We start from the raw sequence: 25,395 nt of genomic DNA on the forward strand, positions 1-25,395 counted from the left end.
TTAGGCATGCCGCCAGCGTTCGTCCTGAGCCAGGATCAAACTCTCCAATAAAGTATTGAAAAGAGCGATTAGCTCATTTTGAATCTGACGAGATTGTTAATCTCATTGTTGATCTTGCAAGCAAGATCATTACTCACTCGTTGTTCAGTTTTCAAAGATCAAACTTCGTTTTTTGTCACCATTTTGTCTCAGCGGCGACTTTTATAATATATCATACTTCGTTTGTTTTGGTCAAGCTTTTTTTGAAATTATTTTTTGAAGTTCTTATTGAACTTCATTCATTTCAGTCAAAGCCTGAATCCAAGCAAGCAAAGCAACGAGATATAATGTACCATATAATTTCCCTAATAGTCAACTATGCAAACAAAGAAATTTTCAATCCTAATAAAAGCCCTACACCCGGCAGACCCAAAACCGTAACGGTACCTATCGTAGCAGGGTTTAAAGGTATATACATCCCTGTTATCCATCCTGAATAATTCACAACATATATGCCCGCAGCAGCCATCACTAGATGAACTCCAATTGACGTAAAGACCGATAAGCCCAACCTCTTCCTGAACAGGATAACAACAAGTGCCAGCAGAGACGCAACTAGTACACTCCCCAGAATTACAGTCTTCATAAAACCCACCTCCAGTTATAGTCGTCTGCTCCCAACTGCACAGTGTCACATGCTGACTTTCCGTTCGATGACCTCCTCCTGCACTCCACTCAATCGTTTCGCCTGCTTCAAATGAATCTGGTACTTTCGTTCTGCCGCTTCAAGTACATAGATTGCATAATCAATCTCATCTTTCCCAAGAGCATATTCGAACTGCTTCATCGCCCGCTCCCACTCCTGTCTCGCCTTCTCCACATCCGCATATACTTGAGACTGCTCCTCCTCAAGCTGCCGACTTTCCCTCTTCCCCTTTTCCCCTAGTCTCCGTACTTTTTGCCACATTAACATCAGTGTTCCCTCCCCCATATCATCCATATAGCACACTTTCATACATATCAAGGAAGGGACAAACTTAGAACTTGGACATCCGAATTAATAACAAAAAAAAGAGAGAGCACTTGGCCCTCTCTTGAAGATGATACTATGCTTTTTTTAAAAAAATAATACGAAGTTCTCTCATTTATACTGAAATCACGTAATGAACATCAGCGCATTTCCCTGCGCCCTTCCAACGCCTTCGAGAGTGTAACCTCATCCGCATACTCCAGATCTCCGCCCACAGGCAGTCCATGGGCAATACGGGTTACACTGATTTCAAACGGACGCACCAGACGGGAAATGTACATCGCCGTTGCTTCACCCTCGATATTCGGATTGGTTGCCAAAATCAACTCTTTGACACGCTCATCACTCAATCGGGTTAACAGCTCTTTCAAACGTATATCGTCCGGGCCAATCCCCTCCATCGGAGAGATTGCGCCCTGCAGCACGTGATAATACCCATCGAATTCCTTGGTGCGCTCCATAGCCACAAGATCCTTCGAGTCTTGAACTACACAGATTACCGATACATCTCTCGACTTATCCTGACAGATCCGGCAAGGGTCTGTATCCGTAATATTACAGCACACAGAACAGTAATGAAGATTACGCTTCACACTGACGAGTGCCTTGGCAAAATCAATAACGTCATCTTCCTTCATGTTAAGCACATGAAAAGCTAAACGCGCCGCTGTCTTCGGCCCCACACCCGGCAGACGGGTAAAGGCATCAATCAGCTTGGCTATCGGTTCAGGATAGTGCAATCGGTTGTGTCTCCTTTGGACAGGATCAGTTCAAATTAAAACAGTCCCGGAATTTTCATGCCGCCTGTGAATTTACCCATATCCTGATTTGCAATTTCATCAGCCTTGGTCAAAGCATCATTCACCGCAGTCATGACAAGGTCTTGAAGCATTTCAACATCATCCGGATCAACAGCTTCCGGCTTGATTGTAATAGAAAGCAATTTTTTATGGCCATTCACTTCAGCTGTTACCACACCGCCGCCAGAAGTCCCTTGAACTGTTTTGTCTGCGAGTTCTTCTTGAGCCTTCAGCATTTGCTCCTGCATTTTCTTCACTTGCTTCATCATTTGGTTCATGTTATTCATATCCGTCATCTCCTTTAATATAGTTATCTCAAATTATACACACTGCATTCAGACGTACTACTCTTTAATAACTACAAGATCCTCACCAAATAGCTGGATCGCCTCATCAATCCAAGGTTGCTTATCGCCTGAACCCCCGTCTTCATGCTCAGGTTCAAGCTTAAAGTCCTCCTTTGGCGCATCAGTAGCTCCTTCCATCGCTCCCGTCCAATCCCTGAGCATCATCGTCACAAGCCGTGCCGGACGCCCAAGTTGCTCAGAAAGCACACGCTCAATAACATCACGATTGGCCTGCTTCTCCGTTGTTTCACGGTGGATGTTGTTTTTAAAAGCAACCAGCACATTGTCATCAAGCAGTGATACCGGCTCTCCATCCATAAACCAGGCATGCACCGTGACCTTTTCCTCTTTGACACGCTGCAGAATTTGACTCCACTTTTTGCTGATCTCCGCGAACTCGGGAGACCCCTTGCGCGCAACATATTGATCCAGATGTGCCGGCAGCTTCGCCGGAGCATTAGATCTGGACATTGGCGCACGCGATGCCGGCCTGGAGGGAGCACTTGATGCAGCCTCTCCACCAGACAGACCGCTTTTGAGTGCCCGATCCAGCTTTTTCTCAAGCTCGGCCAACTGCTGCTTGAGTCGGTTAATCTCTCCGCTATCCACCGCTGTCGATGGAGAGGATGCTCCTGCCGCTGCGGCTGCCCCGCCCGAAGGCGGGATACTACACAGTTTAAGCAGCGCGACCTCAAATAATGTCTGCGGCTGAACTGCATATTTCATCTCGCTTTGATACCGATTCAGCGTATCAATCATCTGGAACAGCTGTTCCTTGGTGAATGATTCCGCCATATCTCGAAATGATTCAGGATTCAGCACCCGATCCGTCAGCTTGTCCGCATCCGGCACCATCTTGATCATCAGCAAATCCCGGAAATAATACAGCAGGTTCTCCATACATTTGTCTGCACTTTTGCCTTCATGCATAAAGCCTTCGATCATCTGCAGGATATGGCCGACATCCCCTTTAAGCAAGGAAGCGGCCAGCTTGGCGAATTGCTCCGAAGCAATGCCACCGGTCATATCCATAACCTGTTGATATGTCACTCGTCCATCGGTGAATGAAGAGATTTGATCAAGCACGCTTAGCGCGTCCCTCATCCCCCCATCCGATAACCGAGCAATGTACTGCAGTGCATCATGATCCGCTTCCATGCCTTCCTGTTCACAGATCAAAGCCAGTCTGGCTGTCTGCTCCTCCAAAGATACACGGCGAAAATCAAATCGCTGACACCGTGATATAATGGTCGCTGGCAGACGATGCGGTTCAGTTGTTGCCAAAATAAACATCACATGCGGCGGCGGCTCTTCCAATGTTTTGAGCAAAGCATTGAACGCTTCTGTCGTCAACATATGCACTTCATCAATAATATAAACCTTCTGCCGCACTTCGGTCGGGGCATATTTCACCTTTTCCCGAAGATCACGGATTTCCTCAACACCCCGATTGGATGCAGCATCAATCTCCTGCACATCCATCACAGCGCCGCTCGTTATTCGGCGGCAAGCCTCACATTCGTTACAAGGCTCCGTTGCAGGTCCACGCTCACAGTTTACAGCTTTGGCCAATATTTTGGCGGCACTTGTCTTGCCCGTTCCTCTGGGCCCGCTAAACAAATAGGCATGGGAAGTTCGCTGTTCACGAATCGCATTCTGCAAAGTCTGAATAATGTGCTGTTGTCCCACCATATCCTGGAACGACTGAGGACGCCACGCCCGGTATAACGCGATATGCTCCATGATGCGTTACCTTCCTTCCACTTCGCATTCGAGTCCGTTGTCGTCACCCCATTATACTATATTCCAGAGTGATTCCAAACTCTATCTGACTGATTTCATACGCATTTTAACATTAACATATCAAAAAAGACCCCTGCATTCATACGCTGCAAAGGTCTCTACATTTAAAAGATTAAGCCGTGCACCTGTTATCGATAATTGCGATCCAAGCGGCACCCCTGAACAACAGCTCGGGCTAGGCAACCCTCCGGCACAAGAGTGGTCTCACTTATGGCTGCTTCCTTCCGGACCTGACCAGGTTCATGAGTACTCATTGCGGAGGACCCAACCGTCAACACCGCGTTCAGGGACCAAACCTCACATCGACAAAACCTCTAACAGGAATTCAACCTCGCTATAGCGGATTGCGAGTTACAGGGCACCGCTACCTCCCCATCTAGCACGGTAAGAAATAGTATAACGTAAGCTTGTCATAATTGCAACCGGCAGCAAATGGAACACGTTTTACTCCAAAAATTTATAAAAAATAAAAAACCCCCGCCATAAGGCAGAGGTCGTTGGATGCAATAATTAGACAATCCGTTAGGATTGATTCTATTAGATGCCGTATTTCTTTTTGAAACGATCCACACGGCCGCCAGCATCGATAAACTTCTGTTTACCTGTGAAGAACGGATGGCACGCGGAGCAAATCTCTACACGAAGTCCGTCTTTAACGGAACCAGTCTCAAACGTATTACCGCATGCGCAGGATACTTGACCGATCGTGAATTTAGGATGAATTGCTTCTTTCATTACCTTTCACCTCTTTCCGCCCTGAGCCTCAAGCGGACCCAGAGTAAATGGCACAACACAGCAGATTATAACACGGCATAAAGCTGGTTGCAATCTAATTCATTCAAGAGGTGATCAGCTTTTTGGGACGAGCCATCCCTGCTGGTGGAACATGAGTGTACGAGCCAATCACGACATCTGGCAGTTCTTCTGCAAAGATCTCCAGCATCTGCTTCATCCCCAGAATGTCACCCTGTGCCGGCGGAATCAACTCCAGATAACTCTCCGGATCAATATTCAGATTGCGCATCTGAATCAGGCGCAGGTTGGTGCGGCGCGCAAATTCAATCATCGCTTCAATCTCTTCCTCCCGGTCCGTTACACCCGGGAAGATCAAATAGTTGATGGATGTATACACGCCTTGCTCCGCTGCATATTTCATGGACTTCTCTACATTAGCCAGCGTGTAACCACGAGGTTTGTAGTACGCATTATAATGATCGTCCAGCGCACTGATTGTACTTACACGCATCAGATCAAGACCCGCATCTACAATGCCACGGATATGATCGTTCAGTCCGGCATTGGTATTAATGTTGATATACCCCATATCGGTAATCGAGCGCACTTCCCGAATTGCCTCAATAATGAGCTTGGCCTGCGTGGAAGGTTCGCCTTCACATCCCTGTCCAAAGCTGATAATCGACTCAGGGGTTTTCAGATGCTCCAGCATAACCTCTACAATCTCATCTACACGCGGGCGGAAGTTCATACGTGTCTGCGGGGATACAAAGCCGCTGTCATCCGGTTGCTCTGAAATACAGCCGAAGCAGCCAGCGTTACAGGAGTAAGATACCGGCACGCCACCTTCCCAGCGATTCAAGAACGTATTGGAAGAAGTCAGACATTCATAACCTAGTGCACAGTTCGACAAGTGGGTATACAGACGATTCTCCGGGTATTGTTCGGTCAAACGCTTCACGCCAGAACGCACATCATCACGATCACAGTTCATCGGATTCCATTTGTCCGGAGTATCTGACTGCGAAGCTGTAACGTAGAAGCCTCCATCTTTCCATACGACAGCCGAATATCCAAACAGCGGCAGCTTGTACTCTTTATCCGTCTTTACATAACCAGGCAGACATAAACGGGTAAAGCCTTGCGGAAGCAAAGCTCCAACCGCCTGTGTACCACTCGGCATCGGCATCATCTCACCCGTGTCGGGGTCCATACCAATGGGACGGGTACTTGGAAGACCAACCAACGTTGCACCATCCGGCAGAGGAATCAACTCATCCTCCATAATCTCGACGATCATATCTCCACTACGAGCAAGCCCGTACAGGGAAGGATGATCAAATACATTACCTTTTTCATCTGCGTATACTAAATACATGATGTTCTCCTCACATCTATTAGGTTAAACCTGACGACAAGTGTTCTATTCAACGTTAATTCGATGTTCCTGAAGTAGCAGTTTGTCTTGGCGAGAGGCGAGTTGTTGTTGTTCCCGAGTTGCTGGAGGGACTGTTGCCAGCCGCATCAAAAGCTGCAAGGAACTCGGCATTTGTTTTGCTATTGCGCAGCTTTTTCAGGAATCCTTCAACGAAATCGTGGGAATCATTCATATTTTTGCGAATCGCCCAGATGGTATCCAGTTCTTCCTTACTCAGCAGCACCTCTTCACGACGCGTACCGGAACGGCGAATATCTATCGCAGGGAAGATACGACGTTCAGCCAGCTTACGATCCAGATGAAGCTCCATATTTCCCGTACCTTTAAATTCTTCATAGATAATGTCATCCATACGTGAGCCCGTATCAATCAGCGCTGTAGCCAAAATAGTCAAGCTGCCGCCTTCCTCCACATTACGGGCGGAGCCGAAGAAACGCTTCGGACGGTGGAATGCCGCCGGATCAATACCACCACTCAGCGTACGACCGGATGGCGGAATAACCAGGTTATACGCACGGGCCAAACGAGTAATGCTATCGAGCAGAATAACAACATCCTTCTTTGCCTCAACCAAACGCAGCGCACGTTCCAATACCAGTTCCGCAACCTTGATATGATTCTCAGGCAGCTCATCAAATGTGGAAGCCACAACTTCCCCTTTTACCGAACGAGACATATCCGTTACTTCCTCTGGGCGTTCATCAATCAACAGGACAAATAGTTCAATTTCTGGATTGTTAGTTGAGATGCTGTTGGCAATTTCTTTGAGGAGAAGCGTTTTACCCGCTTTGGGAGGTGCTACGATCAATCCACGCTGTCCCAGCCCTACCGGGGCAAGCACATCCATAATACGTGTGGACAAGTGGCTCGGGGATGTTTCAAGAATCAGTTTCTTCTGCGGATACAGTGGGGTTAATGCCGGGAAGTGAAGTCTCTCCGCAGCTGCTGATGGATTCTCACCATTCACAGCATTGACTTGCAATAAACCGAAATATCTTTCGTTTTCTTTAGGCGTTCTGCATTTGCCTGACACCAGGTCACCCGTTCTAAGATCGAACTTGCGAATCTGTGAAGCCGAGATATAGATGTCTTCTGTACTTGGCAGATAATTGATCGGCCTCAGGAAACCGTACCCTTCAGGTAAAATCTCAAGCACGCCTTCCATAAACATCAGACCGCTTTGTTCCGCTTGTGCACGGAGGATGGCAAAGATTAATTCTTTCTTTTTGAGGGTACCGTAATAAGGAATCTGGTATTTTTTCGCCAGCTTATAGAGGTCCGTTAGTTTCATTTCTTCCAAATCGGAAATTTGTAGATCCATATAATAACCACCTATTCAATTAATGAGTCCGTGAAATGGATAGTTTCGTCAGTTATTTCAGCTAGAGAGCGATTCTGACCCCAATCTCTTCTGTCCATTGTACGGAATGTAACCGTTATAATGCAAATACTTGTCTTTATGTGTAAGTTTCCGGGTGGAATGGCCATAACATGGCATGATCCTGTAATGAGTGAACTCCTAACATGGGGCGATCGATCCGGGAAGACCGGCTATGGAGCGCAGGTTCAAACAAATCCGGGGATTGGAGAAAAGGAATGATTTTCATAAACTTATATAAGGAAATGATGTTCTTAAAGCCATATGATGTTTATTTCAAAAAAAGACCCTCGGAACAAGATATCCATCAAGTTCTATCCTATCCGAAAGAGACTTCAAAATCTATTAGAATAGTTTACCCCATTCGATTACAGGTTATGCAGCACCGCTAAAAAACACGCCTCTGGCGTATGATAAACGATGCTGCCCCATAAAAAAACGTTATTCGGTTTCCCGCCATACGTCCGCACCAAGCAGACGCAGATTGGTTACCAGATGATCGTAACCACGATCAATAAATTCAACACCTGTAACCTCCGTAACACCTTCATTCACGGTAAGTCCCGCAATGACCAGTGCCGCGCCCGCACGAAGATCAGACGCTTTGACTTTGGCCGCATTCAGGGAACTGCCTTCAATAATCGCTGAACGGCCTTCCACACGAATTTTGGCACCCATCCGTACAAGCTCTGGCACATGTTTGAACCGATTGCTGTATACAAAATCACTCAGTACACTTACACCCGTTGCCTGTGTCAGTACACTAGTCATCGGTGATTGCAGATCGGTTGGAAACCCCGGATATACAAGTGCCTTTACATCCACATGGTTATATTTAGGCTGTCCGATTACACGAATGCTTTCATCCAGCTCCTCAATACCTACACCCATCTCCAGCAGCTTGGCTGTTAAAGCCTCCAGATGTTTGGGAATGACATTATCAATCAGGACATCTCCGCGCGTTGCCGCAGCAGCAATCATATACGTGCCTGCCTGAATTCTGTCAGGGATAATAGAATGGCGGCACCCCTTGAGCTCCGACACCCCTTCAATGCGAATGGTTTCTGTTCCTGCACCCTTGATGCTCGCACCCATAGAGTTCAGGAGTGTTGCTACATCTATAATCTCAGGCTCTTTAGCCGCGTTTTCAATAATTGTAGAGCCTTTGGCACGTGTGGCCGCCAGCATAATGTTAATCGTTGCACCGACACTGCTTACATCCAGATATATTTTAGCTCCCCGCAGCTCTTTGGCATGCAGGTGGATAGAGCCATGTTCATTGGTTACCGTTGCGCCAAGCGCTTCAAACCCTTTGATATGCTGATCAATCGGACGAGGCTCAAAATTACAGCCCCCGGGCAAACCTATTGTTGCTTCCTTAAAACGCCCAAGCAGTGCGCCCATCATATAATACGAAGCACGCAGCTTCTTCACCGGGCCATTTGGCATCGGAATGGATTTGATATCGGAAGGATCAATTTTCATCTGACTGCCTTCCCAGGTTACACGTGCTCCGAGTTCCTCCAAAATTTCCGCATATACTGCCACGTCACTAAGTAACGGCAAGTTATCCAACACGACCTCAGACTCGGCAAGCAATGCTGCAGGAATAAGCGCGATGGCGCTGTTTTTGGCGCCGCTTATGGTTACAGTTCCCTGTAACGGACGTCCGCCGCTAATCATTAGTTTTTCCATAAAGCTTAATGTCCCCCTACGTGTTTTGCAGCCGATGAACGGCAATACGTGCTGATGGCTAACGATGTAGAAATAAGGTGTGAAAATGGAAAGACACCGGCTAGGCGGTGTTCTTCCATTTCACAGTATGGAACTGGTAAAGATAAATTACGCTTTGTTGTTGGAACCAAACTCACGGATTTTACCTTTAACGGTTTCTTTGATCGCTTCACGGCCTGGTACGATGAACGTACGTGGATCGTAAGCGTCTGGTTTTGCTGCAAGCACTTCACGAACTGCTTTGGTGAACGAGATTTGGTTCTCTGTGTTCACGTTAATTTTGGAAGTACCCAGGGAGATTGCTTTATCGATATCGTGCTTAGGAATACCAGTACCACCGTGCAGTACGAGTGGAACTTGAACCGCGTCACGAACTTCTTCCATTTCTTTGAAGCCCAGGTTAGGCTCGCCGTGGTAAGGACCATGCACGGAACCAAGAGCTGGCGCCAATGTGTCGATACCTGTTTCTTTAACGATACGGATACACTCGTTCAGGTCAGCATACATGATACCGCCGATAACGTCGTCTTCCTGTCCGCCTACAGTTCCTACTTCAGCTTCTACGGAAACACCTTTAGCGTGTGCATACTCAACCACTTTTTTAGTCATTTCGATGTTCTCATCAATCGGGTGGTGGGAACCGTCGATCATAACGGAAGTAAAGCCAGCATCGATCGCTTCTTTACATTTGTCGAAGCTTGAACCGTGGTCCAGGTGAATGGCAACTGGTACAGTAATTTTCATGTCATGCAAGAGTCCTTCTACCATTTTAACAACAGTAGTAAAGCCGCCCATGTGACGCGCTGCACCTTCGGATACGCCCAGGATTACCGGGGATTTCTCTTCTTCAGCGGCAGCAAGAATCGCTTGAGTCCACTCAAGGTTGTTAATGTTGTATTGACCAACTGCGTATTTTCCTTCAAGTGCTTTGTTCAACATGTCTGTCATAGATACTAATGGCATGGTTTCAATCCTCCTAGGGGTTTGGGTTGTGTCTATGGTTTTTAGCCGAAATCACATACGGGCTTATTATACCACATCCCATGTCAAATACTAAACAAGCATTTGCAAAAATGCTGTGCTTTGCAGCACAGTTTTCAGAGACACAGCAGGATTTCGGTCCCATTTCCAATATTCCCCGCAAAAACAGGTGAAATACCCCAGTTTTCTATGATTCGACACAAAACGAAACATCATTAATAATTGACGCAAAAAAATCCTGTATCTACAGGATTTAGCTGCACTTGTTGGCAGCACCATTGCGAAGCTGCATATTGACGGCTACACGCATCTCATCAATATCAAACGGTTTCGTAAAATGCATGAGCGCACCCAGATCGGTAGCTTCCTTGATCATATCCAGTTCTCCATACGCCGTCATCATAATGACTTTGATCTCCGGGTCAATCTCCTTGATATGTTTCAGAATTTCAAGCCCGTCCATCCCCGGAATTTTCATGTCCAGCAGAACCAGATCCGGCTTGTCCCTGTTAACGATCTCAAGTGCAATTTTGCCATTCGCCGCCTGAAATGTGTTGTATCCTTCGCTGCTGAACACTTCCATGAGTAGAATTCGAATACCATTTTGGTCATCGACAATCAGAACTTTTTTATCTTCCACGCTGTAACCTCCTAGAATTAGGAAAGCATATACACATAACATCTGGATAACTATCCCATAGTCGTCATGATAAGTATTCTACCTCTTCCATTGAAATCCTTCTATTATCTCAAATCATTTCCATAAAAATCCTGTTGTCACATAAAACCTCTTCCTCTAAAATCCTCCCATTCAAACCTCTTCTTCTAAAATCCTCTCATTCAAACCTCTTCTTCTAAAATCCACTCATTCAAGCCTCTTCTTCTAAAATCCTCTCATTATCTAAAAAATAACAACTAAGCAATTTAAGACACGTTTATGCCATAAAACAAAAAGATGCTTCCGCCGCCGCTGCTGGCGGCTGAAAGCATCCTTCTTCGCTTGATTTTCCAATAAAACAAAACAATTATTTCTCCGCATTCTCCAGAGAAGCTTTCACGAACTCACGGAACAACGGTTGCGGACGGTTTGGACGGGAAGTAAATTCCGGGTGGAATTGTACAGCCAGGAACCATGGGTGTCCTGGAAGTTCCACGATCTCAACCAGACGTCCATCCGGTGATGTACCGGAAATAACGAGGCCGGCTTTTTCAATCGCTTCACGATATTCGTTGTTGAACTCGTACCGGTGACGATGTCTCTCATACACCAGTTCATCATCATAACAAGCCATCGCGAGCGAACCTTCCTGAAGCTTGCAAGGGTACAGACCCAGACGCATCGTTCCGCCCAGATTTTCGATATCTTTCTGCTCAGGCAGCAGATCGATTACCGGGAATTCCGTAGCCGGGTTGATCTCGGAGCTGTTAGCACCGTTCAAGCCCACGATGGAGCGTGCATATTCAATAACGGAAACCTGCATCCCCAGACAGATACCGAAGAATGGAATGTTTTTCTCACGAGCATAACGAATTGCCGATACTTTACCTTCAATACCACGGTCACCGAAGCCGCCTGGTACGAGAATACCGCCAACGCCATGCAGCATGTCGCCTACGTTCTCATCCGTAATATCCTCAGAAGGAACCCAGCGGATTTTCACATCTGCATTGGATGCAAATCCCGCATGTGAAAGCGACTCGACAACGCTCAGATACGCGTCATGCAGCGCTACATATTTACCAACGATTGCAATCTCAACCGTACGCTCCAGCTTGCTGATCCGGTTCACCAGACCTTCCCACTCGCTCATATCCGGCGCAGGAGTGGTCAGCTTCAGGTGGTTAACCACGATCTCATCCAGACCTTCTTCACGAAGGTTAAGCGGCACTTCATACAGCGTGCTTGCATCACGGCATTCCACTACAGCATTCTCGTCGATGTCACAGAAGAGTGCAATTTTGGCTTTCATATCTTTGGACAATTCGTATTCCGTACGGCACACGATCACATTAGGCTGAATACCGATGCTGCGTAGTTCCTTAACGCTGTGCTGTGTCGGTTTTGTTTTTACTTCGCCAGCAGCCTTGATATATGGAATCAATGTAACGTGGATGTACATTACGTTGTCACGGCCTACATCGCTCTTGATCTGACGAATAGCTTCAAGGAATGGCAAGCTTTCGATATCGCCTACGGTACCGCCGATCTCTGTAATAACGACATCCGAACCCGCTTCACGTCCAGCGCGGAATACACGCTCTTTGATCTCGTTGGTGATGTGCGGAATAACTTGAACCGTACCGCCCAGGTACTCTCCACGGCGCTCTTTGCTGATTACGGAAGAGTACACTTTACCTGTCGTGACGTTGCTGTTTTTGGAGAGGTTGATGTCGATAAAACGCTCGTAGTGACCCAGATCCAGGTCCGTCTCTGCGCCATCATCGGTTACAAACACCTCACCATGCTGATAAGGACTCATCGTTCCCGGGTCAATGTTGATGTATGGATCGAATTTCTGAATTGTTACTTTGAGTCCTCTGTTCTTCAGCAATCTGCCCAGCGAGGCTGCTGTAATCCCTTTGCCCAGGGAGGACACAACTCCGCCCGTCACGAAAATATACTTTGTCACTGTTATTACCCTCCTAATATAAGTACAGAAATTCAGGCGATATATGGTGTTATCGTAACCCGTTTCTCAGGTAATCATCGTGAAAAAGAGCAATGGCAGAAATTAACTGCATCTGCGGACTACCCTTTCCAGCGAAGACGGTTTAACTACACACATTCCTTGGCATAAATAACGCAAACTTTCCGGGAGCCTTCATCCTTGCTTGTCCTCAAGCCGGGTCTCTTCGGCAGGTTCCATTTCCTTGTTTGAACATACAAAAAAAACAGGCCCAAAAGATTTGGCCGGGAGCAGTCGGAAAAGTAATCGTTTGGCATCATTCTGCCTCTAAAAATACAAAAAGAAAGTACTCCCGCAGGACGGGGCACTTTCTCTAAAAAACATAAATATATTCTCGCTCATTCATAAGCCCATGCAATAGTTTACCCGTTACCCCGTCCGCTGTCAAGGCTGACTGTTCGGGAAAAAACGGGTAACCATTGGTCATCAAAAAGGACTAGCGAACATCGGAATCGTCGTCAAATTCATCCTCGTCTTCAGACTCTTCATCGTCTTCGTCCAGGTCTTCATCTTCCAGATCATCATCTTCAACCAGCACTTCTTCTTCGCTGTCGTCTTCATCAAAGATGTCATCATCATCGTCATCGTCTTCATCTTCGTCCTGATCATCATCTGTGCTGTCGAAGTCTTCGTCACTGTTGTAGCTGTCGTCCTCTTCACCGAAGTCTTCGTCTTCCAGATCATCATCTTCATCGTTGATGATACGTGGACGCTTCGCACCCGTCATGGAATCTTCTGTTCCAGCAACCGGATACCAGCGTTTCAATCCCCAAAGACTTGTACCGACGCAAGCAAAACGGCCATCGATATTAATTTCGGTATACAGCTGGGCGATATACTCGTTGATCTCTTCATCCGTCATTCCGCGCTGCTTTGCTACCTCATTCATCAAATCCCGGTAGTAATACGGCGTATTAGCCGCTTTCAGCACCATAAAGGCCAGATCCACCAAAGGAATCTCTCTTACCTTTTCTTTATCAATTTTCAAATTGAGCGAGGTACTCACTGAAGACACTTCCTCTCACACATAATTCACTTTATATCCCTGCAAACTGGAACGTTACGTATAACATATCCATTAACAAACCTAAGTAAAACCTATTTAGCGTTAAAAAGCAAGTTTTTCTGTAAGCATGTCCCATATTTGCAGAGCTATGCTTCCCCCCTCTTTTGCACGCTGCTCATTTTAAAGGCCGGAATGCATGAATTGCCATATGTTTCTCAACCATGATTGGAGCATAGAACCGTTATTTCAACGTGATTCATATGTAAAAGACGGAGTCCCCTCCGCCTTCTGACTGTATACCCTCGTAGGATTGCTCCTCACCAGGTTCCCCGCAAGAGCCCTCTAGCTCTCCATCCATCATATGTCCCTGCGCCCGTTTTGACACGAAGAGAATGTCTTTTTGTAAAAAAAGGGCAAGTTCCCCATGCGGCGGGATGAACGCATTCATAGAATACCTCAGCATGTTCATCCCGAAGGGGGCCGCCCATAATGGACTATACCGGTTTATTACATCAATTGATTGACGGAATGAGATGCCCCGCGTCTGAACAAGGGGCACGTTATCTGATCCGGTTTGCCAAACCGCAGCAGTACGAGGCCTGTCTTGCTGAATTATCCCGAATGCGAAATGAATTCACCGATCTGGGAGGCGTTCAGGCCTCCAGACTTGCCAGAACCCTCATCGCCCCCGTACCGAACCCGGATATGTTATATCGCTACGGGGACGACATTACAATAGAGGAAGACACTCCAATCTCGCTTCATTCTTCGGCACTTCACAATAAACCGAGCACCGCTCAGGGTATACCTTGGGGAGTGAAGCACATCCGCGCTCCCAAAGTATGGTCTGTATCAACAGGACACCGGATCAAAATCGGCGTCATTGATACAGGGGCAGACTACCATCACCCCGATCTGCGATATTCCCTGGCTCGCGGAATTAATCTATTGAACCGAAGCATGCTTCCCTATGATGACAACGGACATGGCACACATATTGCGGGAACCATCGCTGCAGCGAACAGCACCGCAGGTATGATCGGTGTTGCTCCGCGCTCCGTGATCTATCCGGTTAAAGCATTTGACCATAACGGCTCGGCGTACGTCTCTGACATCGTGCTTGGCATTGACTGGTGTGTGCGCAATAAGGTCGATATCATTAATATGAGCTTTGGCATGAAAACACGCAGTAAATCCTTGCTGGATGTCGTTAACCGCGCATATCATGCCGGCATTGTCATCGTGGCCTCATCAGGAAACGACGGCAAGCGTCGCAGCATTGATTATCCTGCCCGTTATCCGCAAACGATCTCTGTCGGAGCTACTGACAAAAATCGGCGTATTGCGTCATTCAGCAATCGCGGGGCTTATGTGGATGTCTACGCCCCAGGCGACAAAATTGTGTCCTGCTGGGTACAAGGCAAGCATCACGAGATGAGCGGAACATCTATGGCAACCTCTCACGTCAGCGGGGCCATTGCCCTGCTGTTAGCTAAACATCCCGGCCTGTCTCCGGCCGAGATCAAGGCTCTTGTGAAGCGCGCGACCGTTCCACTGCGCGCCCGCAAAAGCGCCACCGCGAAAAGCAAAATTCGCGGTGGAGAAATTGACGCCCTCAAGCTGATGCAGGAGGGCGGGGGGTAACCCGGCGGCAGGCGCTGCTAAGCCGCCGACAGCTGTGCTGCGCAGCAATGGATGCCGGCTGAGGCCGGGCATGCCTTGCGCAGCAAGCACAAGCAAGAGCAGGCGCGAGTGTGCCTGCTCTTGAAGCAGTGCCCTGCGGCTATGCCAGCGCAGGGCACAAAAAAGTCTCCATGCCCGCGCGCAAGCAGAGCTGCTCGCGCGGGCATGGAGACTTTGTGCCTTCGGCCAGGCGGCTGCATGCTGCCCGCCGCTTGGCCGAAGGGATTACATTTTGTCTGGTGCGGATACGCCCACCAGACGCAGCGCTGTCGCGATGACGGTGCGAACGGCACCGATCAGCGCCAGACGCGCCTGGGTCTGCTGCGCGTCTTCGGTAATGACGCGCTCAGCCCGGTAGTAACTATGGAACAGGGATGCCAGTTCGTAGACATAACGAATGATGCGGTGCGGCGCATAACCGGTCGCCGCTGCTGCAATCTCTTCAGGCAGCTCACCCATTTTGCGAAGAAGGTCATATTCGTGCTCGGTTGTCAGCTTGGACAGATCAATCTGAGCCAGCGGCAATAGCTCGATGCCTTGCTCTTCGGCTTGACGATATACACTGCATACACGTGCATGCGCATATTGTACGTAGAACACCGGATTTTCATTGGATGTCGAAATCGCCAGATCCATGTCAAAGTCCAGGTGGGAATCCATGCTGCGCATCGTAAAGAAATAACGGATGGCATCAATGCCGACTTCATCCATCAGATCTTCCATCGTTACCGCTTTGCCCGTACGCTTGGACATTTTCACTTTCTCGCCATTCTGGAACAGGCTGACCATCTGCGCAATCAAGACAACCAGCTTATCCGGGTCATTGCCCAGTGCTTGCATCGCTGCTTTCATGCGTGGAATATATCCATGGTGGTCGGCACCCCAGATGTTGATCATCGTATCGTAACCACGGGAATATTTATCACGGTGATACGCAATATCCGGTGTCAGATAGGTATACGTACCGTCGTTTTTGATTAGTACCCGTTCCTTGTCGTCACCATACTGCATCGTTTTCAGCCAGGTTGCGCCATCTTTTTCATAAATTTCGTTGCGGTCACGCAGCTCGTCCAGCACGCGAAGCACTTCACCGTTATCATAGAGCGACGTTTCACTGAACCAGATGTCAAACTTCACGCGGAAGCGATTGAGGTCACGTTTGATCTTGTCGAGTTCTTTCTCCAGACCATAATCACGGAAATAAGCCGCGCGATCCCCTGGGTGCATGGACAGCAGGCTGTCTCCCTTTTCAGCAACAAGCTCCTTTGCAAAACCTTTGATGTCCTCGCCATGGTAGCCATCTTCCGGCATCTCGGCATCCTGACCAAGCTCCTGCAAATAACGCGCTTCAATGGAACGTGCCAGGTTGAACACCTGATTGCCCGCGTCATTGATATAGTATTCACGAGTTACTTCATATCCTGCATAATCGAGAATGTTGCACAGGGCATCCCCTACAGCTGCTCCCCGGGCATGACCCAGATGCAGACTGCCTGTTGGATTGGCACTGACAAATTCCATCTCAACCTTTTTCCCCGCTCCGGCATCAATTCTTCCGTAATTCTCGCCTTGCTCATGTACCAGTTGAAGCACGGGATAGAGATAACTTTTGTCCAATTTGAAGTTGATGAATCCCGGTCCCGCAATCTCGGCCTTCTCTATGCCCGCATCAGCAAGATTCAGGTTAGCGATAATCTCCTCGGCGATCTGGCGCGGATTGCGCTTGGCGATTTTGGTCAATTGCATCGCCGCATTGGTGGCAAGGTCACCGTGAGATTTGTCGCGCGGCACCTCCAGCGTAATGGCAGGAAGCTGTTCCTGTGTTACGATGCCAGCCGCCACAATGGCGCTGCCAATCGCTGTACTTACCCGTTCGTTAATTGTGTCTAGTGGATTACGTGTCATGAATTTGGTTCCTCCTGTATATGCAAACTAATCGCAAAATGTCCGGCTTCTTCATCAAAGCGGTAAAAGTCGTAGCTCCACGCGGCGCGTGCGCTCAATCCCTGAATGGAAAGTTCCAGCTTTTGTGTATAAGTGGACAGGGCAAACGACATATATGGCGAACGGTAGAAACCCGGCAGCTTTCGGTTTAATTCGAACGTCTGCTCCGACTCCACCTCACCATGACGTATAATCTTGATGGATTGTCCGCCCAGCTTCAATGTTGTACGGGTCATGCCTCCCTCGGGTCCGGCCTGCGGCTCTTCGTAACGGACATACAGATATGCCCCTTTTACCACAGCTTCTCCCTGCATTTCCTGCAGTACATCTTCCCCTTCATAACGGCTGTGCAGCCGGATCTGAACCGGTCGCATCTTCGACATGAATGTTAACCTCCATTATATTCGAGGCGACGCAAAACAGGACGGCTGGTGAGATCAGCCCTTCCTGTATCATTGTGCCGCTATACACGCTTATATTCCGAATAACTTGCTCTCCTACACTCTACTGTATAACTATATCCAGTTCACCCGCTCAATTCAAATCCAAATTCAGAGTTTTTTTCTCTCAGCATCAAAAAGAAGAGCCGCACCCTTATCGGCGGCCCTCCTTTATTTCGCATTTATTTCATCACCTGCATTAATCATCTTTCCTTCTTACTTCTATCATTCCTGCCCTGTTACTTCTATCATTCCTGGCCCTTTTAATTAAATCTTCCTGTCCTCTTGCTTCATTATAATGAAACAGATTCATCCTGCTTCAGGCCAAAAGAGGGAGCTGATTATTATGCCCACTGCGATGCATAAGGATAAGGACACGTAGACTCGGCCAGCTTGGCGCGCACCTGTACAAGACAGCCGCAATGACGGCATGTCGTCCCGTACTGCAGATCAGGACAGGCAGAGCAGATCGCAAGCCGCCGTCCATACTCCTCATCCTCTACTGTGGCGCGGGAGCGTGAAGCGATCTCCACCAGCCGGGCCATTTTGGCATCACTGATATGAATATCATATTGACTGTCACACCCTTTACAAGGGGCATTTCTCCCCTCGTTTGACCGCTGTTGTTCATAGCTGAAGGACTTCATGCCTTAACCCTTAACAGCAATTACACCAACGGAAGCCGGAGGAAGTACGAAGCGTAATGTATTTTTTTCCAGAACAAGCCCTTCCCAAGCTGCAGGTTTCACCTCTTCTGGCTGTTCAAACGTATTAAACGCCCCAAAGTCAGTGTGATGAAGAACCTGCCCCGACACACTCGCCGCCTGACCTGCCTCAAGCTGGCATACCACTTCAAGCTCATCTGTATGACTCAGATTACATGCTGTCACATGAATAACTCCGTCTTTGTTGCGTGATGCAGACAAGCTAAGCTGAGGGATCGTTTCGTCTCCGAACGTATATCCCGGGCTCTCATAGCTGAGATCCAGACGCTGTGCATCCATATGAACCTGATACATGTCGAACACATGATACGTAGGCGTCAGGAGCATTTTATCTCCTTCGGTGAGTACCAGTGACTGCAGCACATTCACGATCTGAGCCAGATTCGCCATATGCACCCGTTTGTTATGCTGATTGAAAATATTCAGGTTCACCGCAGCCAGTACGGCATCCCGCATCGTATTTTGCTGGTAAAGGAAGCCCGGATTCGTTCCCGGCTCAACGTTGTACCACGTCCCCCACTCATCTACGATAATGCCGACCCGGCCCTCAGGATCATATTTGTCCATGATCTCAGAGTGCTTCACTAGTAATTCATCCATAAACAAGGTCTTCTTCAGCGTGGTAAACCATTCTGCTTCTCCAAAACCGGTTGCGTTCCCCTTATCTTCCCATACGCCTGTCGGAATGGTGTAATAATGCAGACTGATGCCATCCATGAAACGAGCCGCTTCACGCATCAGCACTTCCATCCACTCATAGTTGCTATCGTTCGGTCCACATGCGATTTTGTAGACCTGATTCCCTGAATAATTACGTACATATGTAGCATAACGTCTGTATTCATCCGCATAATACTCTGGACGCATGTTGCCACCACAGCCCCAGTTCTCGTTACCCACACCAAAATATTTCAGCTTCCACGGCTCTTCGCGGCCGTTCTGCTTCCGCCAGTTCGCCATAGGGGACTCGCCGTCAAACGTAATGTACTCTACCCATTCCTGCATCTCCTGGACGGTTCCACTGCCAAGGTTGCCGCTGATGTACGGCTCTGCACCAAGCAGTTCACACAGTCTCATAAATTCATGTGTGCCAAAATGATTGTTCTCCTCTACGCCGCCCCAGTGCGTATTAATCATACGTGCACGCTGACTCTTTGGCCCTACCCCATCTTTCCAGTGATACTCATCGGCAAAGCATCCTCCCGGCCAGCGAAGTACAGGAATGTTCAGCTTCTGGAGCGCGCCAAGCACATCGTTACGAATACCTTCCGTGTTCGGAATAAGCGATTCCTCCCCTACCCACAACCCTTCATAGATACAACGTCCAAGATGCTCGGAGAAATGACCATAAATATTGCGATTTATTAATCCATTGTCTGAATCAGCCTTTAAAATAACATTAACCATAATTTCAACCTCCCTGAATGATGTTGTTATCGCTTACAATACCCTGTTTCAAGGAAGGTTTCAACTCTTTTATTTCCGAAACAAAAGACCCTTTTCCATTTCAACATTCAGGAAAAGAGCCTGTTTATCACCATAATGACGCCAATAGACGCCATAACGCATGTGAAACCATCTTTCTTTGGAATCATAATCTTATTAATTCATAATCAAATTTATTAATTCTGTTCTCATTAAAATGAAATTTTTGGTGACCATGTATTGCCCCCGTCTGTCGTCTCATAGATGCAGCGCTGGCATCAGATAATGTATGCGCTGGCCCCAGTCCCCACATCAGGGTGAGAGATAGCGCCATTGCACCGATCCGTTTCCATGTTTTAAGCATCTTGTTATTCTTGATGTTTCTGGTGTTCTTCGTTGATGGATTTGCCATTCGCTAAACACCTTCTGTTATCGTTTTACCCTATTTTGTGCATCTTTACGTAACAATCCGATAAAACCGGATGACAATTTCGCAAGAAAAAAACCACTTTTACCCATGATGTCGTTCATCAGGATAAAGGTGGTTTCACACCATAGAGTAATAGGAACGTATGTGCTATAATCAGAGGTATGGGCTTATGATTGAGTGTGGATGTTTTCTGACCACGGCGTTGCTGTCCGAGAGGGGGTGACGTCGATGGTCAAACTTGTGGCGTTGCTTGATGTAATCCGGTGGATTGCTGCGATCCTCAGCATTGTGCTGAGTGGACGAAGGCTTTACCGTTGGTTGCGCAAAAAGTTTCGTAACAAGCAAAAACCCACCTCATAAGGTTGAGCGCCTGACGGTGGGTTCGCTTGAATAGCATTATTTAATTCTTGCACGCCGTGGCAATCCACAGCCTTTCAGGTCCTAAGAGTCATTATCGTTGGCGCGATGATGACTCTTTATTTAGTATATGGTCGAACCTGCAAACCCTATACTTCACGGCTGTAATATATTAATTCATATATTACTAAACTCTTATGTTCCCAGTATAACATAGCCCAAATCATAAGTTAAGTTAACTTGATTTAACTTTTTCAGCCACCATCGTCTATAAAAACAAAAACTCGTCTGTACAGATCTTCACATCTGCACAGACGAGGATTTCATAATCGCTTTATACGTTTAGATACATCAGCATTGCACAACGTTTACTTCACGAACCCAAGCAGCATTTCACGAATCAACTTCGCAGCTACGATCTGTGTCTGTTGCGTCGGGTCATAGATCGGTGCTACTTCAACCAAGTCACAGCCTACAACATTCACATCGGATCCTGCGATCATATGAACGGCTTCAAGCAGCTCCTTAGATGTAATGCCACCCGCTTCTGCTGTTCCTGTCCCCGGTGCAGCAGATGGATCAAGCACGTCAATATCAATGGTTACATAAACTGGACGGTTGCCCATTTTCGGCAGTGCTTCCTTCATTGGAGCCGCTACTTCAAACGGGTAGAAGTTAATATTCTCGCGTCCATACTGGAATTCCTCACGGGAGCCGGAACGGATACCGAATTGATAAATATTTTGACCGCCCATCAGTTCAGCCGCTTTGCGCACAGGTGTAGAGTGGGACAACGGCTCGCCTTCATAGCTTTCGCGAAGGTCAGCATGTGCATCAATGTGGATCAAAATCAGATCGGGATACTTCTTGTACATCTGTTGAATAACAGGCCAAGTCACCAGATGCTCGCCGCCAAGACCGATCGGGAATTTGTCATCGGCCAGCAGACTTCCGATGTACTCATGGATGACCTCAAGGCTGCGTCCTGCGTTACCGAACGGCAGAAGCAGATCTCCCGCATCAAAATACGTCATATCCACGATGCTTTTATCAAGGTATGGGCTGTACTCTTCAAGCCCAACCGATGCCTGACGGATATGAGCCGGACCGAAACGGGAACCCGGACGGAAGCTGACGGTGTAGTCCATTGGCATACCGTAGATAACGGCTTTTGAATTTTCATAATCTTCAGAGCTGCAAATAAATACGTTTCCTGAATAAGCTTGATCCAGTTTCATCTTGATATCCCCTTTTATTTCGTTAAATCTTCCACGAATTTCGGAAGTACAAATGCCGCTTTGTGCAGACGCGGAGAATAATACTTGGTATCCATCTCCGGAATTTGAGTCTCATCCACCGCAAGTGGATCATACGTTTTGCTGCCCATGGTAAATGTCCACAGACCACTTGGGTAGGTTGGAATATTACAGCCGTACACATGTACGATCGGGAAGATTTCTTTGACGTCTTTGTTCACCTTCTGGATCAGATCCGCCTTGAACCAAGGGTTGTCCGTCTGGGCGACGAAGATGCCGTCTTCTTTGAGCGCTTCATAAATGCCCTGATAGAAACCGCGCTCGAAGAGCGGAGCAGCCGGGCCTACAGGTTCTGTAGAGTCTACGATAATGACGTCGTATTCATCTTTATGTTCAATAATATGCATATAGCCATCGTTAACGAGCACCTCAACGTTAGGCTCGTCCAGCTTGCCTGCAATTTCAGGCAAATATTGTTTGGAGTATTCAATCACTTTACCGTCGATTTCAACGAGAACTGCTTTTTCCACGGCATCATGTTTGATGACTTCACGGATTACGCCACCGTCGCCGCCGCCAACCACCAGTACTTTTTTCGGATCAGGGTGAGTGTTCAAGGCAGGATGTGCTGCCATTTCATGATATACAAACTCGTCCTTCACCGTTGTCATCACCATGCCGTCCAATACCAGCATGTTGCCAAACTCCTCGGTTTCAATCATTGCAAGGTCCTGAAAATCCGTTTGCTCCGTGACGTAAGTCTGCTTGATCTTTGCGGTAATTCCGAATACAGGGGTCTGTTTCTCCGTAAACCACAGTTCCATGATCGCTACCTTCTCTCCGTAAAAGTAATTAGTGATCACATGACAATGCATAATCACTGGTATGTTCGTCCATACACGCTTTAGTATGTTGTGCCGAACCCTACCTTTTCATTACCCTTTTGCATTATACGCGATAGACGAATCAACTGCAAAACGGTTTTCACGCTGAAATGGGCTACAATTTGTTTACTTCGAAGGCAGATTGAATATCCCTGTTAATCACGTCCCATACTGGAAAGAAAAGAGAGGAGCCCGTTCCATGAACAAGCAGAATACCAAGACCCGCAAAAGCGGGTTCCGTGTACGCACATTATTTAAAAATCTGTCCATCCTTACCGCTCTCGGTCTGATTGCCAGCGCTGCGATTTTGGTATATCTATACGCAACCAGCCTGCCTCTGGCCGACTCGGATCGCAACTCCAGATTGCTGGACAGCAAGGGCGAAGTCATTGCTACCTTCTCTGCTGGCGGCAAGGATTCCATCCCGGTCCAGCTTCAGAATATCGCGCCTGATCTGGTGAACGCCACACTCGCTGTAGAGGATCGCAAGTTCCGGGATCATCTCGGCTTTGACATTCAGGGCATGGGAAGAGCGGTCCTTGTAAATATACAGCATATGCGCATGTCTCAGGGAGCAAGCACTTTGACGCAGCAGCTGGCGCGAAATCTCTATCTATCTCACGAAAAAACATGGACGCGCAAAGCCAAGGAAGCGATGTACACCGCACAACTGGAGATGAAGTACAGTAAGGATGAGATTTTACAGATGTACCTGAACGAAATTTACTATGGACATGGCGCTTATGGTATTGAAGCTGCGGCTCAGATGTATTTTGGCAAATCGGCCAAACAGCTCGATCTGGCGGAAAGCGCCATGCTGGCAGGTATCCCGAAGGGCCCCACTTATTATTCGCCATACAATCATATGAAAAATGCCAAGGACCGACAGCGCATTGTACTCAAAGCGATGATCGAAACCGGGAATATTACACAAAAGCAGGCCGATGCTGCCTATGAGGAATTGCTCCATTTCAAACCGGAGAGCGAACGCAAAACGGTGGAAAGTGCGCCTTATTTTCGCGATTATATTCGAAACATCGCTGTGAAGGAACTGGGCATCAGTGAAGCGATGCTGGATCACGGCGGGCTGAACATTTATACCACACTGGATCTGCGTGTACAAAAGGCTGCGGAACAGGCTGTTGCGCAAGGAATGGACGCAAAAAGCGAGCTGGAAACGGCTCTCGTGTCCATCGACCCACGCACAGGCTATATTAAAGCGATGGTTGGCGGCAAAAATTATCGCACCAATCAGATTAACCACGTGCTGGCTACAACACGCCAGCCGGGATCGGCTTTTAAACCCATCATGTATCTGGCTGCGCTGGAGTCGAAGCAGCTTACCAGTGCATCCATTTTCAATAGCCAGCCTACGCTGTTCCATTATGACAATGACCGCAAAACTTACAAACCCGGCAATTTCGGGGATAAATATCTGGGTGAGATTGATCTGCGGCAAGCCATTGCGGCTTCTGATAATATCTACGCGGTAAACACCATAATGAAGATTGGTCCTGAGAAAGTGGTCAGCATGGCCCAGAATCTCGGCATCACAAGCAAGCTCAGCCCGGTGCCTTCACTCGCGCTTGGTACCTCACCTGTAAGTCCGCTGGAGATGGCCTCGGCCTTCTCGGTCATCGCAGCCGGGGGACAGCGGATACCACCGATTGCCATTTTGCAAATCACCGATGCTGCCGGGCATGTAATATACGAATCCCCTCAGACCAAGGCCGAAACGGTCGTAGAGCCGGCAGCAGCTTATGTACTGACTCGTTTAATGGAAAGTGTGTTTGAGAACGGGGGCACCGGCAATCGGGTATCCGCTGCGATCAAGCGTCCGGTGGCAGGCAAGACCGGGACCACAAACACCGACGGCTGGATGGTTGGCTTCACACCTGAGCTATCCACAGCTGTATGGGTTGGATATGATCAGGGCAAGGCGATATCCACATCAGACGGTCGCCGGGCGGCTCCTATATTCGCCCAATTCACGGAACAGGCTCTGGCAAGTGTGCCGCCCAAAATCTTTTCCGTGCCGGATCAGGTCGTGAGTGTCTACATTAACCCGGAGACGGGCAAGCTGGCCGGCAACGGCTGTGAAGACAAACGCCTGGAAGTGTTTATTGAGGGCACCGAGCCTACGGAAGTCTGCTATGGAAATACAGAAATGCAGGATTCACCGCAGGATAAAAAAGCACTTGAGGTACAGAATCAAAAAGGAATACAGGAGCAGAAACATTCCTGGTGGAGTGATTTCAAACGCTGGTGGGTAGAGTGATGCATCTTTAAACACCAAATGAATAAAGAAGCCCCGAGTCCAGATTATCCGGTTC

23 protein-coding genes and 1 other RNA gene are annotated in these 25,395 nt (G+C 47.9%); 3 read left to right on the forward strand and 21 right to left on the reverse strand.

All coding sequences use genetic code 11. The features are described 5' to 3' along the window. Positions 1-355: 355 nt before the first annotated feature. The 14 genes from HNR77_RS26670 to rpoE all read right to left on the reverse strand — a co-directional run bounded on the left by HNR77_RS26670 (position 356) and on the right by rpoE (position 13,918). Entirely contained in the window at positions 356-625 is a 270-nt protein-coding gene (locus tag HNR77_RS26670; protein ID WP_184190738.1) for a pro-sigmaK processing inhibitor BofA family protein, read from the reverse strand. Positions 626-670: 45 nt separating this feature from the next. Continuing rightward, the gene (locus tag HNR77_RS26675; RefSeq protein WP_260410933.1) at positions 671-952 is read right to left on the reverse strand and encodes a DUF2508 family protein; all 282 of its coding nucleotides are present in this window, start codon (positions 950-952) and stop codon (positions 671-673) included. A 197-nt stretch (positions 953-1,149) separates the two neighbouring features. After that, the gene (gene recR, locus HNR77_RS26680) at positions 1,150-1,749 is read right to left on the reverse strand and encodes a recombination mediator RecR (protein WP_111273524.1); all 600 of its coding nucleotides are present in this window, start codon (positions 1,747-1,749) and stop codon (positions 1,150-1,152) included. 35 nt (positions 1,750-1,784) lie between these two features. Next, entirely contained in the window at positions 1,785-2,096 is a 312-nt protein-coding gene (locus HNR77_RS26685) for a YbaB/EbfC family nucleoid-associated protein (protein WP_111273525.1), read from the reverse strand. 57 nt (positions 2,097-2,153) lie between these two features. Beyond that, positions 2,154-3,899, reverse strand: a complete 1,746-nt coding sequence (gene dnaX / locus HNR77_RS26690) for a DNA polymerase III subunit gamma/tau (RefSeq protein ID WP_184190740.1) — start codon at positions 3,897-3,899, stop codon at positions 2,154-2,156. 177 nt (positions 3,900-4,076) lie between these two features. Further along, positions 4,077-4,344: signal recognition particle sRNA large type (ffs, locus tag HNR77_RS26695), an RNA gene on the reverse strand. Between the two features lie 152 nt (positions 4,345-4,496). Further along, complete coding sequence (gene rpmE / locus HNR77_RS26700) at positions 4,497-4,694, reverse strand: 50S ribosomal protein L31 (protein ID WP_145406672.1); 198 nt, start codon at positions 4,692-4,694, stop codon at positions 4,497-4,499. Between the two features lie 103 nt (positions 4,695-4,797). Next, positions 4,798-6,072 carry a radical SAM family protein gene (locus HNR77_RS26705; protein ID WP_184190742.1) on the reverse strand — a complete coding sequence of 425 codons (1,275 nt, stop codon included), beginning with the start codon at positions 6,070-6,072 and terminating at the stop codon, positions 4,798-4,800. 55 nt (positions 6,073-6,127) lie between these two features. Beyond that, positions 6,128-7,453, reverse strand: a complete 1,326-nt coding sequence (gene rho / locus HNR77_RS26710; RefSeq protein WP_184190744.1) for a transcription termination factor Rho — start codon at positions 7,451-7,453, stop codon at positions 6,128-6,130. 498 nt (positions 7,454-7,951) lie between these two features. Next, positions 7,952-9,205 (reverse strand): UDP-N-acetylglucosamine 1-carboxyvinyltransferase, encoded by a 1,254-nt coding sequence (locus HNR77_RS26715; protein WP_110899530.1) that lies wholly within the window; start codon positions 9,203-9,205, stop codon positions 7,952-7,954. 147 nt (positions 9,206-9,352) lie between these two features. Next, the gene (fba, locus tag HNR77_RS26720; protein ID WP_111273530.1) at positions 9,353-10,207 is read right to left on the reverse strand and encodes a class II fructose-1,6-bisphosphate aldolase; all 855 of its coding nucleotides are present in this window, start codon (positions 10,205-10,207) and stop codon (positions 9,353-9,355) included. 271 nt (positions 10,208-10,478) lie between these two features. After that, positions 10,479-10,865 (reverse strand): response regulator, encoded by a 387-nt coding sequence (locus tag HNR77_RS26725; protein ID WP_111273531.1) that lies wholly within the window; start codon positions 10,863-10,865, stop codon positions 10,479-10,481. Between the two features lie 385 nt (positions 10,866-11,250). Next, complete coding sequence (locus HNR77_RS26730; protein ID WP_110899527.1) at positions 11,251-12,855, reverse strand: CTP synthase; 1,605 nt, start codon at positions 12,853-12,855, stop codon at positions 11,251-11,253. Between the two features lie 493 nt (positions 12,856-13,348). Continuing rightward, positions 13,349-13,918 (reverse strand): DNA-directed RNA polymerase subunit delta, encoded by a 570-nt coding sequence (gene rpoE / locus HNR77_RS26735; protein ID WP_184190746.1) that lies wholly within the window; start codon positions 13,916-13,918, stop codon positions 13,349-13,351. A 489-nt stretch (positions 13,919-14,407) separates the two neighbouring features. On the opposite strand from rpoE, the gene HNR77_RS26740 reads away from it, so the two are divergent. Then, positions 14,408-15,562, forward strand: a complete 1,155-nt coding sequence (locus tag HNR77_RS26740; protein ID WP_184190748.1) for a S8 family peptidase — start codon at positions 14,408-14,410, stop codon at positions 15,560-15,562. A 264-nt stretch (positions 15,563-15,826) separates the two neighbouring features. On the opposite strand, the gene argS is transcribed toward HNR77_RS26740, so the two are convergent. From argS to HNR77_RS26765, 5 genes are all read right to left on the reverse strand, one after another. Beyond that, the gene (gene argS, locus HNR77_RS26745) at positions 15,827-17,506 is read right to left on the reverse strand and encodes an arginine--tRNA ligase (RefSeq protein ID WP_184190750.1); all 1,680 of its coding nucleotides are present in this window, start codon (positions 17,504-17,506) and stop codon (positions 15,827-15,829) included. Beyond that, positions 17,503-17,928: a YwiB family protein gene (locus HNR77_RS26750; RefSeq protein ID WP_184190752.1), complete on the reverse strand. Its 426-nt coding sequence runs from the start codon at positions 17,926-17,928 to the stop codon at positions 17,503-17,505. The genes argS and HNR77_RS26750 overlap by 4 nt, the downstream gene beginning before the upstream one ends. Positions 17,929-18,329: 401 nt before the next feature. Next, positions 18,330-18,632, reverse strand: coding sequence for a DUF6171 family protein (locus tag HNR77_RS26755; protein WP_221444016.1), 303 nt, complete (start codon positions 18,630-18,632; stop codon positions 18,330-18,332). A gap of 3 nt (positions 18,633-18,635) precedes the next feature. Further along, positions 18,636-20,117 (reverse strand): alpha-N-arabinofuranosidase, encoded by a 1,482-nt coding sequence (locus HNR77_RS26760; RefSeq protein WP_184190754.1) that lies wholly within the window; start codon positions 20,115-20,117, stop codon positions 18,636-18,638. Between the two features lie 184 nt (positions 20,118-20,301). Beyond that, positions 20,302-20,547 carry a hypothetical protein gene (locus HNR77_RS26765; protein ID WP_184190756.1) on the reverse strand — a complete coding sequence of 82 codons (246 nt, stop codon included), beginning with the start codon at positions 20,545-20,547 and terminating at the stop codon, positions 20,302-20,304. Positions 20,548-20,793: 246 nt separating this feature from the next. Here HNR77_RS26765 and HNR77_RS30465 point away from each other — a divergent pair, with 246 nt between their 5' ends. After that, positions 20,794-20,925 carry a hypothetical protein gene (locus HNR77_RS30465; protein ID WP_260410934.1) on the forward strand — a complete coding sequence of 44 codons (132 nt, stop codon included), beginning with the start codon at positions 20,794-20,796 and terminating at the stop codon, positions 20,923-20,925. Between the two features lie 365 nt (positions 20,926-21,290). On the opposite strand, the gene speB is transcribed toward HNR77_RS30465, so the two are convergent. Further along, on the reverse strand, positions 21,291-22,160 hold the full coding sequence (speB, locus tag HNR77_RS26770; RefSeq protein ID WP_145406675.1) for an agmatinase: 870 nt from the start codon (positions 22,158-22,160) through the stop codon (positions 21,291-21,293). A 14-nt stretch (positions 22,161-22,174) separates the two neighbouring features. Beyond that, positions 22,175-23,002, reverse strand: coding sequence for a polyamine aminopropyltransferase (gene speE, locus HNR77_RS26775; protein ID WP_184190758.1), 828 nt, complete (start codon positions 23,000-23,002; stop codon positions 22,175-22,177). A gap of 259 nt (positions 23,003-23,261) precedes the next feature. On the opposite strand from speE, the gene HNR77_RS26780 reads away from it, so the two are divergent. Continuing rightward, positions 23,262-25,340, forward strand: coding sequence for a transglycosylase domain-containing protein (locus HNR77_RS26780; protein WP_184190760.1), 2,079 nt, complete (start codon positions 23,262-23,264; stop codon positions 25,338-25,340). The last annotated feature ends 55 nt before the right edge of the window (positions 25,341-25,395 follow it).

Origin of the sequence: Paenibacillus sp. JGP012 (assembly GCF_014203995.1) — a bacterium.
Classification (GTDB): Bacteria; Bacillota; Bacilli; order Paenibacillales; family Paenibacillaceae; genus Paenibacillus; species Paenibacillus silvae.

Bases quoted from the DNA above. Each gene is read 5' to 3' on its own strand.
- HNR77_RS26685 (WP_111273525.1), bottom strand. From the start codon at position 2,096: ATGAATAACATGAACCAAATGATGAAGCAAGTGAAGAAAATGCAGGAG.
- HNR77_RS26760 (WP_184190754.1), bottom strand. From the start codon at position 20,117: ATGGTTAATGTTATTTTAAAGGCTGATTCAGACAATGGATTAATAAAT.
- argS (WP_184190750.1), bottom strand. From the start codon at position 17,506: ATGACACGTAATCCACTAGACACAATTAACGAACGGGTAAGTACAGCG.
- HNR77_RS26765 (WP_184190756.1), bottom strand. From the start codon at position 20,547: ATGGCAAATCCATCAACGAAGAACACCAGAAACATCAAGAATAACAAG.
- HNR77_RS26705 (WP_184190742.1), bottom strand. From the start codon at position 6,072: ATGTATTTAGTATACGCAGATGAAAAAGGTAATGTATTTGATCATCCT.
- dnaX (WP_184190740.1), bottom strand. From the start codon at position 3,899: ATGGAGCATATCGCGTTATACCGGGCGTGGCGTCCTCAGTCGTTCCAG.
- HNR77_RS26750 (WP_184190752.1), bottom strand. From the start codon at position 17,928: ATGTCGAAGATGCGACCGGTTCAGATCCGGCTGCACAGCCGTTATGAA.
- fba (WP_111273530.1), bottom strand. From the start codon at position 10,207: ATGCCATTAGTATCTATGACAGACATGTTGAACAAAGCACTTGAAGGA.
- HNR77_RS26715 (WP_110899530.1), bottom strand. From the start codon at position 9,205: ATGGAAAAACTAATGATTAGCGGCGGACGTCCGTTACAGGGAACTGTA.
- speE (WP_184190758.1), bottom strand. From the start codon at position 23,002: ATGGAACTGTGGTTTACGGAGAAACAGACCCCTGTATTCGGAATTACC.
- rpmE (WP_145406672.1), bottom strand. From the start codon at position 4,694: ATGAAAGAAGCAATTCATCCTAAATTCACGATCGGTCAAGTATCCTGC.
- HNR77_RS26740 (WP_184190748.1), top strand. From the start codon at position 14,408: ATGGACTATACCGGTTTATTACATCAATTGATTGACGGAATGAGATGC.
- rho (WP_184190744.1), bottom strand. From the start codon at position 7,453: ATGGATCTACAAATTTCCGATTTGGAAGAAATGAAACTAACGGACCTC.
- HNR77_RS26780 (WP_184190760.1), top strand. From the start codon at position 23,262: ATGAACAAGCAGAATACCAAGACCCGCAAAAGCGGGTTCCGTGTACGC.
- HNR77_RS30465 (WP_260410934.1), top strand. From the start codon at position 20,794: ATGGTCAAACTTGTGGCGTTGCTTGATGTAATCCGGTGGATTGCTGCG.
- HNR77_RS26670 (WP_184190738.1), bottom strand. From the start codon at position 625: ATGAAGACTGTAATTCTGGGGAGTGTACTAGTTGCGTCTCTGCTGGCA.
- speB (WP_145406675.1), bottom strand. From the start codon at position 22,160: ATGAAACTGGATCAAGCTTATTCAGGAAACGTATTTATTTGCAGCTCT.
- HNR77_RS26675 (WP_260410933.1), bottom strand. From the start codon at position 952: ATGTTAATGTGGCAAAAAGTACGGAGACTAGGGGAAAAGGGGAAGAGG.
- HNR77_RS26755 (WP_221444016.1), bottom strand. From the start codon at position 18,632: ATGAAGTCCTTCAGCTATGAACAACAGCGGTCAAACGAGGGGAGAAAT.